Origin of the sequence: Dickeya lacustris (assembly GCF_029635795.1) — a bacterium.
In the GTDB taxonomy this organism is placed as follows: domain Bacteria; phylum Pseudomonadota; class Gammaproteobacteria; order Enterobacterales; family Enterobacteriaceae; genus Dickeya; species Dickeya lacustris.
Window position 1 is genome coordinate 4,027,162 of sequence record NZ_CP114280.1, and the last position, 13,281, is coordinate 4,040,442.

At 57.5% G+C, this 13,281-nt stretch carries 17 protein-coding genes and 2 tRNA genes; 9 read left to right on the forward strand and 10 right to left on the reverse strand.

The annotated features are described in order from the left end of the window. The 3 genes from O1Q98_RS18230 (at nt 1) to O1Q98_RS18240 (ending at nt 349) form a co-directional block, all read left to right on the forward strand. Nucleotides 1–74 (forward strand) — tRNA-Cys (locus O1Q98_RS18230). Between the two features lie 8 nt (nt 75–82). After that, nucleotides 83–169 (forward strand) — tRNA-Leu (locus tag O1Q98_RS18235). 12 nt (nt 170–181) lie between these two features. After that, nucleotides 182–349 (forward strand): hypothetical protein, encoded by a 168-nt coding sequence (locus O1Q98_RS18240; RefSeq protein WP_164512970.1) that lies wholly within the window; start codon nt 182–184, stop codon nt 347–349. A 241-nt stretch (nt 350–590) separates the two neighbouring features. On the opposite strand, the gene O1Q98_RS18245 is transcribed toward O1Q98_RS18240, so the two are convergent. Next, entirely contained in the window at nt 591–839 is a 249-nt protein-coding gene (locus tag O1Q98_RS18245) for an ogr/Delta-like zinc finger family protein (RefSeq protein ID WP_035342528.1), read from the reverse strand. Nucleotides 840–876: 37 nt separating this feature from the next. Continuing rightward, entirely contained in the window at nt 877–2,016 is a 1,140-nt protein-coding gene (locus O1Q98_RS18250; protein ID WP_125258873.1) for a phage late control D family protein, read from the reverse strand. A 153-nt stretch (nt 2,017–2,169) separates the two neighbouring features. On the opposite strand from O1Q98_RS18250, the gene O1Q98_RS18255 reads away from it, so the two are divergent. From O1Q98_RS18255 to O1Q98_RS18280, 6 genes are read left to right on the forward strand one after another with little or no spacing between them, the layout of a single operon-like run. Beyond that, complete coding sequence (locus O1Q98_RS18255) at nt 2,170–3,348, forward strand: phage tail sheath subtilisin-like domain-containing protein (protein WP_125258874.1); 1,179 nt, start codon at nt 2,170–2,172, stop codon at nt 3,346–3,348. Beyond that, the gene (locus tag O1Q98_RS18260) at nt 3,349–3,864 is read left to right on the forward strand and encodes a phage major tail tube protein (protein WP_125258875.1); all 516 of its coding nucleotides are present in this window, start codon (nt 3,349–3,351) and stop codon (nt 3,862–3,864) included. It abuts the gene before it with no gap. Between the two features lie 46 nt (nt 3,865–3,910). Then, nucleotides 3,911–4,228, forward strand: a complete 318-nt coding sequence (locus O1Q98_RS18265; protein ID WP_125258876.1) for a phage tail assembly protein — start codon at nt 3,911–3,913, stop codon at nt 4,226–4,228. A 5-nt stretch (nt 4,229–4,233) separates the two neighbouring features. Beyond that, a complete protein-coding gene (locus O1Q98_RS18270; protein ID WP_125258877.1) occupies nt 4,234–4,392 on the forward strand; it encodes a GpE family phage tail protein in 159 nt (52 codons plus the stop codon). Further along, entirely contained in the window at nt 4,379–7,411 is a 3,033-nt protein-coding gene (locus tag O1Q98_RS18275; RefSeq protein ID WP_125258878.1) for a phage tail tape measure protein, read from the forward strand. The genes O1Q98_RS18270 and O1Q98_RS18275 overlap by 14 nt, the downstream gene beginning before the upstream one ends. Before the next feature lie 12 nt (nt 7,412–7,423). Further along, nucleotides 7,424–7,933 carry a phage tail protein gene (locus O1Q98_RS18280; RefSeq protein ID WP_125258879.1) on the forward strand — a complete coding sequence of 170 codons (510 nt, stop codon included), beginning with the start codon at nt 7,424–7,426 and terminating at the stop codon, nt 7,931–7,933. A gap of 28 nt (nt 7,934–7,961) precedes the next feature. Here the strand turns inward: O1Q98_RS18280 and O1Q98_RS18285 are convergent, their stop codons facing one another. From O1Q98_RS18285 to O1Q98_RS18320, 8 genes are read right to left on the reverse strand one after another with little or no spacing between them, the layout of a single operon-like run. Next, nucleotides 7,962–8,573 carry a tail fiber assembly protein gene (locus O1Q98_RS18285; RefSeq protein ID WP_125258880.1) on the reverse strand — a complete coding sequence of 204 codons (612 nt, stop codon included), beginning with the start codon at nt 8,571–8,573 and terminating at the stop codon, nt 7,962–7,964. After that, nucleotides 8,573–9,760, reverse strand: coding sequence for a phage tail-collar fiber domain-containing protein (locus tag O1Q98_RS18290; protein WP_125258881.1), 1,188 nt, complete (start codon nt 9,758–9,760; stop codon nt 8,573–8,575). The genes O1Q98_RS18285 and O1Q98_RS18290 overlap by 1 nt, the downstream gene beginning before the upstream one ends. Then, entirely contained in the window at nt 9,757–10,365 is a 609-nt protein-coding gene (locus O1Q98_RS18295; protein ID WP_125258882.1) for a phage tail protein I, read from the reverse strand. The genes O1Q98_RS18290 and O1Q98_RS18295 overlap by 4 nt, the downstream gene beginning before the upstream one ends. After that, nucleotides 10,358–11,254, reverse strand: a complete 897-nt coding sequence (locus O1Q98_RS18300) for a baseplate assembly protein (protein ID WP_125258883.1) — start codon at nt 11,252–11,254, stop codon at nt 10,358–10,360. The genes O1Q98_RS18295 and O1Q98_RS18300 overlap by 8 nt, the downstream gene beginning before the upstream one ends. After that, the gene (locus O1Q98_RS18305; RefSeq protein WP_125258884.1) at nt 11,241–11,609 is read right to left on the reverse strand and encodes a GPW/gp25 family protein; all 369 of its coding nucleotides are present in this window, start codon (nt 11,607–11,609) and stop codon (nt 11,241–11,243) included. Before O1Q98_RS18305 ends, O1Q98_RS18300 begins: the two co-directional genes overlap by 14 nt. Further along, nucleotides 11,606–12,187, reverse strand: coding sequence for a phage baseplate assembly protein V (locus tag O1Q98_RS18310; RefSeq protein WP_125258885.1), 582 nt, complete (start codon nt 12,185–12,187; stop codon nt 11,606–11,608). The genes O1Q98_RS18305 and O1Q98_RS18310 overlap by 4 nt, the downstream gene beginning before the upstream one ends. Further along, nucleotides 12,184–12,822, reverse strand: a complete 639-nt coding sequence (locus O1Q98_RS18315) for a phage virion morphogenesis protein (protein ID WP_125258886.1) — start codon at nt 12,820–12,822, stop codon at nt 12,184–12,186. Before O1Q98_RS18315 ends, O1Q98_RS18310 begins: the two co-directional genes overlap by 4 nt. Then, complete coding sequence (locus O1Q98_RS18320) at nt 12,819–13,277, reverse strand: phage tail protein (RefSeq protein ID WP_125258887.1); 459 nt, start codon at nt 13,275–13,277, stop codon at nt 12,819–12,821. The genes O1Q98_RS18315 and O1Q98_RS18320 overlap by 4 nt, the downstream gene beginning before the upstream one ends. Between the last annotated feature and the right edge of the window lie 4 nt (nt 13,278–13,281).

The following is a 13,281-nucleotide window of genomic DNA, read 5'->3' on the forward strand; positions in this document are numbered from 1 at the left end:
GGCGCGTTGGCAGAGTGGCCATGCAGCGGATTGCAAATCCGTCCACCTCGGTTCGACTCCGGGACGCGCCTCCAAATTCAAAGCCCAGATGGTGGAATCGGTAGACACAAGGGATTTAAAATCCCTCGGCGTACGCGCTGTGCGGGTTCAAGTCCCGCTCTGGGCACCATGTAATAACTGATTGATAAAAATAGAAATAAATAAAAACTCTTCACCGCCTCAAGGCGGTTTTTTTATGCCTGGAATTTGGCAAGTGGCAGCAAAATGGCAGCAAAGTGGCAGCACCCGTTTTTCAGGTACAAAAAAGGCGGTCTTCAATCAGCCGCCATTGTTAACCGTGGTTGAATAATTAAAGAGCCAGAGCAAGCTGATTTTTTTCCACTATGGTTGCACGGAAATATGCTTCTGGTGGCCTGAAATAAGGATTTCATATCCCTATCCCATCATCACTATCAATATGATCACCGATGTTATCAAATGCATCATCGAGCACAGACAGTATTATCTGTGTTGGCCATAACGAACAGATTTATCACTCTTATAATCTCTAATAGCCCAAAGCCCCGCACTCATCCTGCGGGGCTTTTGTTTTACAACGCCAGATTCAATTGATCCCGGCCGTAATGCGATGCCGGAAAGGCGTCTTGCGGGATAAAGTCAGGCGGTAGCGGGTCTTCCCGTGTGCGCTTTGATACGCGCCGTTCTACCGTGTTGAGGGTGGTAAATGTCTCGCTGCATTCCAGGTTTTGGCACTGGTGATATTGCCGGATGGTGATATCGCTCAGGCGGCGACTGGTACGGGTGCGGGCCGTTGCCCCGCAGAAAGGACATCTGAACATAATGGTCTCCCCTGTGGGAGTTGAACTCGCCGCCATTTTATTCACTTTCTGCTATCCAGTCAGGGATTTTTGCTTCCAGCTCAAGACGGGTGGTAAAGCCGTTGCCATCAATAACGTGCTCTGCGCGGGCGATAATCCAGTCCTGATTGTCGATATGGGGTTTAAAGCCGCTTACCGTCATGTGCATTTCGGGATACAGCTCGGCACGGCCACGCGCCAGGGTTATCGAAAATTCAGCCGCTCCACGTTGTAACTGCCGCCATTTAGCCGCCGCCGCCCGTTTGGCCGCCTCTTCATTGGGATAGGTTTTGCGCATCACAAATACATTACCGTCTGTGCCTGTGATGTAATCGCCTTCACGATTGCTGCTCTTCTCCTTTTTCGGTTTGGGTTTTGTCCGGCGGCGCTTCACGCTGACCTTTTTCTTCTTACCGAATTGCAGATCCATCCAGTAGGCGCGCACGCCGGTGTAGGCATCCCGATCGGCAATGCGGAAACGGTGTTTATCACCGCTGTCTCGTGTGAGGCTGGCCGATGGCAGCGCCTTGCCGGATGCCGTCACACCACCACCGGGCAGGATAAACAGCAGCGTGCCGTTTTTGATGGTGGCAATCGCCCCCAGTTGCTCGGCCATCCGGGTCAGGAATGACATATCGCTCTCTTCGGTCTGGTCGGCGTGGTCGATGTCGATATTCATCAGCATGTCACTGATTTGCGCCTTCATGCCGTAGCGGTGTGCGATCGCCGACACGACACGCTCTACCGTCACGTCATGCCATGAAACCTCTCGCTTCACGTTGAACTCTTCACGGAAATCCGCACTTCTGGCCGTCACGCCCAGCACGTTGGGCGGGCCTTCGTGGGAAATTTCATCCACGGTATACAGCCCTTTGTACGTCAGCGCTTCACCCTGCCAGCCAATGGACAGCGCAATCTGTGCGCCACGCGGCGGCAGCTCCAGGCGTCCGTCGCTGTCGTCTATCGACAGTGTGAGCTGGTCAGCCTCAAAGCCCCGGTTGTCGGTCAGCGACAGCGAGATTAGCCGGTCGCCCAACTCCTTCAGCGCTTTCCCGCCCAGCGTAATGCTGAAGGCCGGAATTTTTACCGCCTCGGTCAGTGCGTCGTTGTAGCGCTTCGCGGCATCGGTAACGGAGTCAGTGAGTGTTTTGATATCCATTTTCATCCCCTGTTTTTGCCGCATGATTTCACGCGTGCGCGTAGGGAAAAATGGCTTTTTGTTGTCGCCGGACGGCCAGACCCACCAGCGCGTGAGTGCGCGGCGGATATCGGGGATTATCGCCCTGAACTCAATAACGTAATGGTGGTGAACATGTCAGAGACACGTTTCCACGGTGCGCGTGTTCGTGAAAATACCGACCTGGTGGCCGCAATCAATGACATTGATTCCAGTGTGATTGGCGTGGTGGCCGTGGCGGAAGACGCGGATGCAGGCACCTTTCCCCTGAATACCCCGGTGCTCATCACACGGGTAAATAGCGTGTTGGGCAAGGCGGGTAAAACCGGCTCGCTCTACAAGACGCTGAAGGCGATTGCTGACCAGGCCAGCACGAAGGTGATTGTGGTACGGGTGGCGGCAGCAACCGAAGGCGGCGACAAAACCCAGTCCCAGCTGATTATCGGCGGGACGGCAGCTGACGGCAGTTATACCGGCATGTATGCCTTGCTGACGGCAGAAGCAAAACTTAATTACCGGCCCCGGATTTTGGCGGTACCGGACTATGACACCGCCGAAGTGACGTCAGCGCTGTGCGTGATTGCGCAAAACCTGCGCGCGTTTGTCTATGCCGGGTGTCACGGTTGCACCACGATGGCCGAGGCCATCACCTACCGTGCGCAGTTTGCGTATCGGGAGCTGATGCTGATCTGGCCGGATTTTATCGCCTATAACCCGCTGACCGGCAGCAATGAAACCTTTCCGGCTCCGGCCTATGCCTGCGGCCTGCGCGCAGCGATTGATAACGATCAGGGCTGGCATAAGTCGCTGTCGAACGTGGCCGTGAATAATGTATTGGGCATTTCGCGGGATGTGTTCTGGTCGCTTCAGGCCGAAGACAGCGACGCGAATGAACTCAACAATCAGGAGATCACCACGTTGATTAAGCGCAATGGTTTCCGCTTCTGGGGCAACCGCACCACGGACACCCATGATTACCTGTTTGAGGTGTACACCCGTACCGCACAAATCCTCGCTGACAGTATCGCAGAAGCGCAGTTTGAGGTTGTTGACGAGCCACTGACCCCGGCCAATGTCAAAGACGTGGTGAACGGCATCAACGGCAAGCTGAGTGCCCTGGTTACGGCGGGCAGGCTTATCGGCGGGGAATGCTGGTTCGATATTCAGGACAACCCCACCACCGGCCTGCGACAGGGGCAAGTGCGCGTGCGTTACAAGTACACACCGGTGCCGCCGCTGGAAGACCTGACGTTATACCAGACGTTCACCGATGATTATTTTGACTCCGCGTTCTCATCGCTGGGAGGGGTGTAAATGGCTGTACCGCATAAATTGCGCCTGTTCACCTGTTTTGTGAACGGCAACAACCAGATAGGCAAGGTTACAGCAGTGACCTTGCCAAAATTAACCCGCAAGACAGAGGATTTTCAGGGCGCGGGCATGATTGGCTCGGTGGCGGTCGATCTCGGTATGGACTCCGGTGCGCTGGAAGCCCAGATGGTGGTGGGCGGCATGGAGAAAAAACTGTTGCAGGAATACGGCGGCGATATTGATGAAATTCGCCTGCGCTTTGCCGGGGAATACTACACCGACGGCGACAGCCAACTGGTTGAAGTCGAGATGCGCGGCCGTATTACCGAGATTGATGGCGGCGAATCTAAGCAAGGTGAAGACACGTCAGTCACCTATGCGCTGAAAAATACCTACTACAAGCTGTCGATTGACGATCAATCGGTGCTTGAAATTGACCTGCTGAATTTCATCTACAAGAAAAACGGCAAAAACATCTACCCGGATCGCATCTCGTCTGCGCTGGGGTTAAGTAACTGAACAACCTGAACAATGGCAGCGATACCCGCGCCCGGAGCCTGTAACCATGAACACACCGAATGAACACACCATCACCCTGGCAACCCCGATTGTGCGGGGCGATAGCACTATCAGCCAGGTGGCCATTACCGATGACATTAAACAGGCGGGCTCACTGCGTGGCCTGCGGCTGGTCAACGTCCTGAATATGGATGTGGATTCCATCACCACGCTGTTGACGCGCGTGACCTCGCCCAAGTTGAAGATGGCCGAAATCAATGCGATGGATACCCGCGATTTTATGCGGCTGGCAGAGGCCATCACGCCTTTTTTAGTGCATGCGGAGCCTGGCGAACCGAACGCGGAGGTGACGGAGGAAGCATAACCGTCGTGCAGTTCGACCAGATAGACGATCTGGTCGCTGATATTGCCGTTGTTTTTAACTGGCCGCCCTCTGAACTGTTCAGTATGGATCTGGGCGAGGTGATAGCCTGGCGCGCGCGGGCGGCTATCCGAAGTGGAGCCAGTGAAGCTGATGAGAAGCCTTGATATCCGCGTAGCCTTCAGTGCTATCGACCGGCTGACCCGCCCGGTCAACGCCGCCCGCCAGAGTGCGGGCGGGTTATCTGAATCCCTCAAACGTACCCAGGCCGCGATTAAGGATCTGGATAATCAATCCAGAACCTTCAACCGCCTGCGTGACAGCGTACAAAAAACCTCACGGACAATTGATGAAACCAGCCGCAGCCTGAATGCCCTGAAACAGGCCCAGCAAAGCGGCACCGTGCTGACCGATCGGCAACGGGAACATATGGCAGCGCTGGCCGCTAAACTGGAGCGGCTGAACATCACCCGCGATCAGGAAATGGTCAAGCTGCGTGCCGTCTCACAGGCACTGCGCGGGCATGGTGTGTCACTGGTTGGCGGCAATGCCACCATTCAGAGTGCCATTCGCCGCACCGAGCAATATAACCAGACACTGGAACGAGAGCGGCAGCAACTGGCTGCCGTGACCCGCGCGCATGTGCGCTACGAACGCCTGACTGATGCCGCCGGAAAATCAAGGGCTGCGGGTACTGTTGCGGTTGGGGCGACCATTGCGGGAGCCTATCTCGGTGCCCGGACAATGGCACCAGGTGTTGAGGCGGATAATAACGGCGCTCGCGTTGCGGCTCAAAACGGTGAGTCAGCGAGCCGGGGGCAGCAGTATTCAGGCATTATCCAGAAGATTGGCAGTTCGGGTGTGATTGCTGACCTGAATCAAATCGCGGAGGCACTGGGAGCCGTGCGCAGTACGCTGGGGGCACTCGGTAATGTCGGCGATGCCGAGCTAACACGTATCACACGTAAAGCACTGGATATGCAGACGGCACTCGGTACTGATACTGCCGAGAGTATTCAGATGGCAGCCATCATGATGAAAAACGGGCTGGCGAAGAACAGTGATGACGCATTCGATCTCATGGTTGCCGGTATGCAGCGTGTGTCTACTGAGATGCGCGGCGAACTGCCTGAAATTCTACACGAGTATTCCACGCACTTTCGTAACCTCGGCTTTAGCGGCAGCGAAGCGATGTCGTTGCTGGTTGATATGGCAAAGCAGGGTAAATTTGCCCTCGACAAAACCGGCGATGCAATAAAAGAGTTTTCTATTCGCGGCTCGGACATGTCCAAAAAAAGCATGGAGGCGTACAAAAAAATCGGGCTGGATGCCGAAAAAATGTCATCAGCTATCGCCAGTGGTGGTCAGCAGGCACGGGAGGCCATGCAGAAAACAGCACGAGGGCTGCTATCGATTCAGAAGCCAGCCGAACGTGCCAATGCGGCCATTGCGCTGTTTGGTACGCCGATTGAAGACTTATCTATCGATCAGATCCCGCAATTTCTGGCAGCGCTGGCCGGCGTATCAAACCAATTGGGGGATATAAACGGCTCTGCTGACCGTATGGGCGCGACATTGCGCGATAACCTGTCTGGTGATATTGCGCAATTGGGCGGTGCGCTGAACGGACTACGTTTTGGCGTGATAGACGGGCTATCCGTTCGTCTGCGTGGCCTGACACAGGATGCCACAGCCCTGGTGAATCGCGCACGCAACTGGGTACAGGAAAACCCGAAACTGACACAGACGATTGTGCTGGTGACGGTTAGCGCACTTGCGCTAACGGGAGCAATCGGCACAGCGGCGTTAACTCTGGGCCTGCTGATGGTGCCACTGGCAAAGATCCAGCTCGGCTTTTCGCTGCTGCTGGGTGTGCGCGGCGTCGGCGGGGCGGCGTCGATGTTTGCCGGGTTAAGCAGTCTGCTCGGCGGGCCGATGGCACGCATGGGCGGCTGGCTACAGCTGTTCTCCGGCAGCGCGGGCCGACTGACAATGATACTGGCCCCGCTGCGCGCCATGTTGCTGGCCGTATTTACCTCGCCTTTATCAGCGCTTGGCTCGTTGGCCAAAGGCATCGGCGGCTTGCTGCTACGCATGACGGGTTTGCCTGCACTATGGGGCCTTATCACCGGGGCTGTCTCGGTGTTAGGCGGCGTATTGTCTTTTTTACTGAGCCCAATCGGGCTGATTGGCGCGGCGTTTGTGGCTGCAGGCTTGCTTATCTGGCGATTTTGGGAGCCCATCAAGGCATTTTTCACCGGCATGTTCGCCGGGATAATGCAGGCGCTGACACCGCTGCGAAGTGCATTTTCCGGCCTGACGCCGATATTTGACCTTATCTGGCGCGGTATTGAGCAGGTATGGGATTGGTTTAAAAAACTGCTGTCACCAATAGAAACCAGCAAAGACTCACTGGAGAAATGTGCCAGCGCCGGGGAAACCTTCGGCAAGGTGCTGGGCATCGTGCTTCAGGGGTTAATGTTGCCACTCACCGGGCTGATGAAAGGCATTGGCTGGATACTTGAAAAGCTGGGACTTATACCAGCCGGACTGGATGCCGCCAGCGCTAAAGCTGAAAGCCTGAAAAAAGATCCTGTTATGTGGGAATGGGATCCGCAACAGAAAAAGATGGTGCAAAAAGGCTGGAACTGGTCGCCTAAAACCGACGGGAACAAAAACGAAAATACAAAACCAAATACAAAACCCCAAACCACCGCCCCAACACAACCGTTAACCGGAGACAGCGGCACGCAGCGCCGTTTACAGAAGATTGCTGACAATACCGGCGGCGTGCTGGAAGAAACCAAAAAGCGCATTGGCCCCGGCGATATCGTTTTCAAAAACCTGCCTAAAGCGCTGGCTGTGCGTGGCGAATGGCAGGAATCCAGACTTGCCGGTACACCGCCTACCCCATCACAATCCGCCCAGACAATGCAGGCACTGAGCGACCGGCCCGCCGTGGTCGCGGCAACACAGCCCGTCAAACAGGCCGACGCGTCCCCGGTCAGTCGTCCGGCGGCCAGAACACCCGCAGCGGGTGGTTTCAATGGGGAAATCCATATACACCTGCACGGCGTTGAACGGCAGGACGCCCGCGAGTTGGGCCGTATTGTGGCCGATGCGGTCAGTGCCGAACTGGCCCGCCGCGACAGGCTTCAGCGTGGCAGCTTCAGAGACAGAGAGTAAGGAGAAAAACTGATGATGATGGTATACGGGTTGTTTGTGTTTGAGCTGCGCACGTTGCCTTACCAGCAACTGCAACAGTCGCGCGCCTGGCGACATGTCAAGAATGAGCGGATTAATCGTTCGGCTAAATGGCAGTATATCGGGGCCGGTGACGACCAGATAACGTTAAGCGGCGTGCTGTACCCCGAAATTACCGGCGGTGAAATATCGTTAACGGTATTAACCACACAAGCCTATCTTGGCCGCCCCTGGCCGCTGATTGACGGTACCGGGCAGATTTACGGCATGTATGTATTAACCGGGATGCAAACCACACGGACAGAGCTGAATCGCTATGGAAAAGCAAAGAAGATTGAGTTCTCACTGAGCTTTCAGCGCTGTGATGAAGACCTGCGTGAAAAACTGCAATCCGCCTCCTTTAGCGACTTGATGGACAATGCACGCAAGACGGCAGACAAAGCAGTCAATACCGTCAAAACGGCAGCCACTGATGCGATGAATACCGTGAAAGGCTGGGTCTGACGGCCCCACTGTCGCGGGGCCGGGTAGGTCAGGTGGAGGGGGTTTCCGGCCAGTCGATATCCGGTGCGGCGGCAGTGTCAATGCGACCTAATTGCACCAGATAGCGTTTCCACTCTTTCAGTAAGCGCGTTTCCGCCTCTGTTGCCATCGCCAGCTCTTCGGCATAGGTCAGCTCGCTGATGCGCTCACGGGCGGCCTGACGTCGGCCATCAAGGTCGCACTGTGCCGCCAGTACCGTTGCCGCATGCTGTGCCGCCGCATCCGTCACCCACGCATCGCCTTGCCAGCGGTCGAACTCACCGGATGGCGGCAACAGCGTCAGGTGCTCTGGCAAATCACCGAGCGTGCCAATTGCCTGCGGCTGGCGGGTGCGGGTGTCATACGCCGTTTGACCGCGAAAATCCGCCACCACCTCCCAGTGCAACCCATCGGCAGCGCGCCGCACTGCCTGCCCGGTCGCTACATCGGCCGGTGGCACATCGGCGTAGCTATGTGCAGGCACGCCGGTGCCGGTCATCAGGTACTCTTCACTGCTGCCGCTATACTCGCCGGTTTGTACATCGGCGTGATAAACCCTCAGCCAGCCGGATGTGTGCGCCAGTCCATTTTCGCCTAATACAGCGATGTCATTGGTTTGCATTATGCAGCCCTCACGATGTAGTTAAAGGCGATGTTGCGTGGGCGGGTTTCAGCCGCCACGCGCGGAGCTCCATTAAATGCCCGATTTGATATCGCGCCAATCAAGTCTCCACCGCCGTTAAATGCCGCGCCGCCGTCAACAATCGGCAGATTCCCACCCCCAGCACCTTGACCAGAGTACCGCATGTCGCCGTGCCCGTGGTCTTGCACCGCATCCGACTGCCCCGACAGCAGTGCGCGCCCGGCATCCACCCCGCGCCCATCATCCCAGCCGCGAATAAACTCGCCGCGCAAATCCGGCAAGGTGCCGGAGGGGTAAACCTGTGCCAGTTTAGGGTAGAGCGTTTTATCAAAGGCCTGACCGTTACATTTCAGCCAGCCTGCGGGCGCGCTAGCCTGCGGCCACGGCAGCGGGATACCCGCGATGTCTGCAATATCCAGTTTTTTGGCAAGGTTTGCGGCTGTCATCGCCAATACGCTGGCAGAGGTGTTATTGGCCGCCGCCGTCACAAAGGCGGTAGTCGCCAACTGGCTGTTATTGGTTCCCGCCGCCGCTGTTGGCGCGGTTGGCACACCCGTTAGCGCCGGGCTGGCCAGCGGCGCATATTGTTTGTGTGGATTGACAGCTGCACTATGCGCGGCCAGTGAGTTGTCGGTGTAGGTTTTGAGGTCAGCTCTGGCGTTATTCACCTGATTGTCAGCATAGGCCTTGGCATCAATAGTTTGCGCATTAGCATATGACCGCGTGGCCAAAACCACAGACGGGTCTATTTTTAGCGTTACCGCGTCGGTACTGCTGACAATCAAAATCATGCGTACCGTCTGCACCCGGCCGGAGCCTTCCTGTAATTTCGGCTTGTAGGTTTCTGGGCAGTTGGCGATGGCGATCAGATTGCCGCTGGCGTCATAGAGACCAATCTCTCGGATCCACCAGCCGCCCTCGTCTTCCGGGATCACCTGCTCGGCAATAATCTGGTTGGTGTTGGCCGGGTCAACGCTCAGGGAGTTTAGCGGCGCGCGGCGGCACTCATTGACCAGTTTGGTTTGTGCCGGGTCGGGAGTCGGCAGGGTGCCGCCACCGTCTCCCAGTGCCATCTGGGTAATTTGCAGTTGCCGCCCCAGCGCGGTGGCATTTGCCAGCAACGCCGCGCCGGTAGCCGTCAGCAGGGCGAAATATTTTGTTGTCATGCGTTCACGCTCACATTGTCAGACAGATGTACCGCCGCTGCGTGTATATCCGCACCGCCGGTGATAATTGTTTCGGGGACATACGGGTAAACGGTCAGTGCATCGCCGCTGTACTGCCCTACGCTGACAGGCAGCACGCCCATGCTGTCGAGGTGGATAGCAAGCCCTAGAAGGTGACGACTCACCGGTTTTGCATCGGCGATCAGCCGCTCAAGCTCGAGAAAAACCTCTTCGGTAATGCCGCTATCCTGTACGCCGATATCCAGCCGGAAAGTGCCGGGCGCGTCGCCAGTTTGCCACCACTCAGTGATTCGAATCAGGTAGCCAAACGGCTCGACGACACGGCGCAGCGCCGCGAGGGTGCCTTTCTGGCGGTGCACAAGCCAGGCCGCCTTGATCACATAACGTTTGGTCTGTTCCGACCAGCGTTTGTCCCAGCGGTCAACCGACAGCGCCCAGGCGAGGTACGGCAGTAATTGCGCCGGGCAGCGCTCTGCGCTCCATAACGTATCGAGGTCAACCGCTATCTCACTCAGGCGTTGGGTGGAGCTGGCGACGTTGCGCATAAAGTCACTGGCGGATGGGGGCAACAGGCTGTTATTCATCGCTGCCGCCCTCGGTAACAGTGAACCCGGTGCAGTAGGCTGCCTGCGTGTCGCTGATCGCGATGTCCTGCGATGGTTCCAGCAGATCAACACGTTGTACCCCCTGCACATGCAGCGCCGCCATAATCGCCGAGCGAGCCACATCGCGCCCAATGCGCCCCTGCGTACCGAGCCATGACGTTAACGCCTGCTGTGCAGCCTGCTGGATAGGCTCTGATTCCGGCCCAGGGTAGCGGTACAGCACGGCCTGAATGGTATAACGCACAATCCCGGCACTCTGCACTGTCAGACGGTCGCCTACCGGGCGCTTATCATCGGCGGACAGCGCAGTATCAACCGCAGCCAGCAGGTCAGCCGAGGCGCTGCCGTCCCCCTCCGTTGATAGCACGGATACCACCACCACCGCTGGCGAGGGGCTGGAGGCTTTGGCATCGGCTACCTTGCCGCTGGCACTCCTGGCGAAATACTCATAGGCACCGGTTGGCCCGGCCACACTCAACCCCTCAAAGGCGGCCTGCGCCCGTAACCGCAATGCGCTGTCGCTCTCCATCACCGCATCAGCGGTGTCGGTGGCGTCTGTAATGGTCAGTCGTTGGGTATTCAGGTTGGCCGCCAGATTATCCAGATCGGATGACACTGCATGACTGAGCAGACACGCTTCCGCGCCTTCGTTAATCCGCTGGCGTAGCATCATTTCCCGGTACGCGATCACCTGCGCTATTACCGTTAACGGCTCGGACTCCAGCGCCAGCGCAGCACTGACCGATGCACGCTGAGTGGCCGGGAACGCGGCAATCATCACCGCTTTCACATCCTGAAGGATGGCTTCGAAGTCCAGCACTTCGATTACCTGCGGCTGGGGTAGCTGCGATAAATCAACCGTTGCCATTACTGTGACTCCCAAGCGTAATGGTGGAGTGAATCTCCTGCATCGTGGTGGTAATCAGCCCCGACAGTTCAGCATCCACCGCCCCGGATGCTGAATAACGAATGGTCACAGTCGTCAGCGTGATGCGGGGCTCCCAGCGCGCCAGCGCAATAACGGCCGCACTCATTAACTGAAGCCGGGTCACGTTATTTTGCGGCGCATCCAGCAGGTCGGGGATCAGGCTGCCATAGTCGCGACGCATCACGCGTGAGGCCAGTGGCGTGGTCAGAATGTCACGCACCGACTGCCAGAGATGATCGGCATCGCTCAGTGTGCCAGCGCCATGCGGATTCATGCCGGTATAGGTCGCGCTCATTGTGTGCCACTCGTCCAGCTACCACCGGGCTGAATGCCACCGTGTCGATGGTTATCCACCTGGACGCCGTTAGACGTCAGCGCGCCGCCCGAGTGCGCCACGTTACCGGCCAGGGTACCACCGTGGGTTATTTCCACGGTGCGGGCCTTCAGGTGCTGAGTGCATTCCACCACCGGCGTGCTCAGTGTGACGCTGACTGCGGCCACCACGTTGACGGTTTTCACGCCGGTGACGTCCAGCGCACCGGCTGCCGCGTCATAGCGAAAGCGGGCACCGTCCGGCGCGGTGATGACCATTTCCTTGCGGCTGTTACCCGGTGCCGGATGGGTTTCACTGAACAGACTGCCGATAATTACGGCGGTTTCTGGATGACCGCCCAGACACCCCAACAACACTTGTTCCCCGACGGCAGGCGGGAACCAGGTGTTAAACGCCCCGGCACGGGGCGTGTTCCAGCGCAGCCAGTCGGTAAGCAACTCACCGCTCTTGACGCGTACCCGCCAGTTTTCTGTGTCAACCGCCGTGACAACGCCGACACGCAACAGGTTTTCCAGTAATCGCATCAGTTCTGCGCTCATGTGGCGGCACTCCCCAGACTGTTGATGACCGCTTCATGGATCAACCGCTCATCAGCCGGGGTGATCCCCAACAGCTCACGCACCGGGTAACGGGCAAAGGTATTTGGCCCGACCTTGTCACGCTCGCCGTACTGATGCACGCGCGCAATACGGGCAGCCACACCATCAAAGCCGACACTGGCCCCGCCGCTATCCGCCCGCATCCTGAGAAAGCGATAACCGCACAGGCGCTGAAACATCGGGGTTGTCTTGCGGGTCGAGCGGCGCACTGCCTGCGTATTAATCTCGATATAACGTTCAATGTCACTGCGGTAAAAGGTGCGGATGCCGTTACGATCTTCATCAAAACCGGTGATGGTACGGCCGTGTTTTCCCTGGCCACTGTGCCAGTTCTTCAGGTGGCGCACCTGGCCCTCCCAGACAAAGACCATGCCTTTCTGCGAGCGCAGCACCTTGCGGCGGCGGGTCGCATAGGGCGAGGCATCCGGGTTTTTCTGTGACCGGATGCGTTGCTGCTGGCTGCGGCGCAGTGCCTGCCCGGCCTGACGCGCCGTTTTCAGCCGCCCGGCGGGCGACAGGCCGGAAAGGATGTCATCAAACACCTGGTCCAGCGCGTGAGCTATTTTTTCCGTCATGCCGGTGTCTCCCAGGTGGCGTCTTCAAGCACCGCATCCCATACCCCGCTGGTGAGACGCGGGCGAGGTTCAGGCAGATGTTCGGCGCGCAGAGTGCCGTTATCGTCCCGCGTGACCTTAACCCGCTCGCGCACCGGGATTTCAAACAGAATGTCGGCGCTGTCGTCGTTGTTGATAAGCGTGGTGAATGTCATCTCGCGGTTCTTTTGCGGGTTCAGCAGCAACTCAGGCTGGTTCTGCCACAGCCAGGCCATCAGCGGTAAAGTGAAATCGTCGATATCACCGGTGAAGTTCATCACGAACAGCACCAGCGAGTAGCGATACAGAAATGACGGCGTTTCCCCGGTGGTTTCAATACCACCTTCTTCCACAAACACCGTGAAGGCTTCCGGGTTGGCCCGGCACCAGGTGTTGGATGCCGTCAGTGCATCACGCAGCGAGTTGGTTTTCAGCATGAGC

What these genes read in the sequence shown, in the direction of transcription:
- O1Q98_RS18310 (WP_125258885.1), bottom strand. Translation starts at nt 12,187, where the DNA reads ATGAGCGCAGAACTGATGCGATTACTGGAAAACCTGTTGCGTGTCGGC.
- O1Q98_RS18285 (WP_125258880.1), bottom strand. Translation starts at nt 8,573, where the DNA reads ATGCAAACCAATGACATCGCTGTATTAGGCGAAAATGGACTGGCGCAC.
- O1Q98_RS18265 (WP_125258876.1), top strand. Translation starts at nt 3,911, where the DNA reads ATGAACACACCGAATGAACACACCATCACCCTGGCAACCCCGATTGTG.
- O1Q98_RS18300 (WP_125258883.1), bottom strand. Translation starts at nt 11,254, where the DNA reads ATGGCAACGGTTGATTTATCGCAGCTACCCCAGCCGCAGGTAATCGAA.
- O1Q98_RS18260 (WP_125258875.1), top strand. Translation starts at nt 3,349, where the DNA reads ATGGCTGTACCGCATAAATTGCGCCTGTTCACCTGTTTTGTGAACGGC.
- O1Q98_RS18250 (WP_125258873.1), bottom strand. Translation starts at nt 2,016, where the DNA reads ATGGATATCAAAACACTCACTGACTCCGTTACCGATGCCGCGAAGCGC.
- O1Q98_RS18275 (WP_125258878.1), top strand. Translation starts at nt 4,379, where the DNA reads ATGAGAAGCCTTGATATCCGCGTAGCCTTCAGTGCTATCGACCGGCTG.
- O1Q98_RS18245 (WP_035342528.1), bottom strand. Translation starts at nt 839, where the DNA reads ATGTTCAGATGTCCTTTCTGCGGGGCAACGGCCCGCACCCGTACCAGT.
- O1Q98_RS18320 (WP_125258887.1), bottom strand. Translation starts at nt 13,277, where the DNA reads ATGCTGAAAACCAACTCGCTGCGTGATGCACTGACGGCATCCAACACC.
- O1Q98_RS18295 (WP_125258882.1), bottom strand. Translation starts at nt 10,365, where the DNA reads ATGAATAACAGCCTGTTGCCCCCATCCGCCAGTGACTTTATGCGCAAC.
- O1Q98_RS18255 (WP_125258874.1), top strand. Translation starts at nt 2,170, where the DNA reads ATGTCAGAGACACGTTTCCACGGTGCGCGTGTTCGTGAAAATACCGAC.
- O1Q98_RS18305 (WP_125258884.1), bottom strand. Translation starts at nt 11,609, where the DNA reads ATGAGCGCGACCTATACCGGCATGAATCCGCATGGCGCTGGCACACTG.
- O1Q98_RS18280 (WP_125258879.1), top strand. Translation starts at nt 7,424, where the DNA reads ATGATGATGGTATACGGGTTGTTTGTGTTTGAGCTGCGCACGTTGCCT.
- O1Q98_RS18290 (WP_125258881.1), bottom strand. Translation starts at nt 9,760, where the DNA reads ATGACAACAAAATATTTCGCCCTGCTGACGGCTACCGGCGCGGCGTTG.
- O1Q98_RS18315 (WP_125258886.1), bottom strand. Translation starts at nt 12,822, where the DNA reads ATGACGGAAAAAATAGCTCACGCGCTGGACCAGGTGTTTGATGACATC.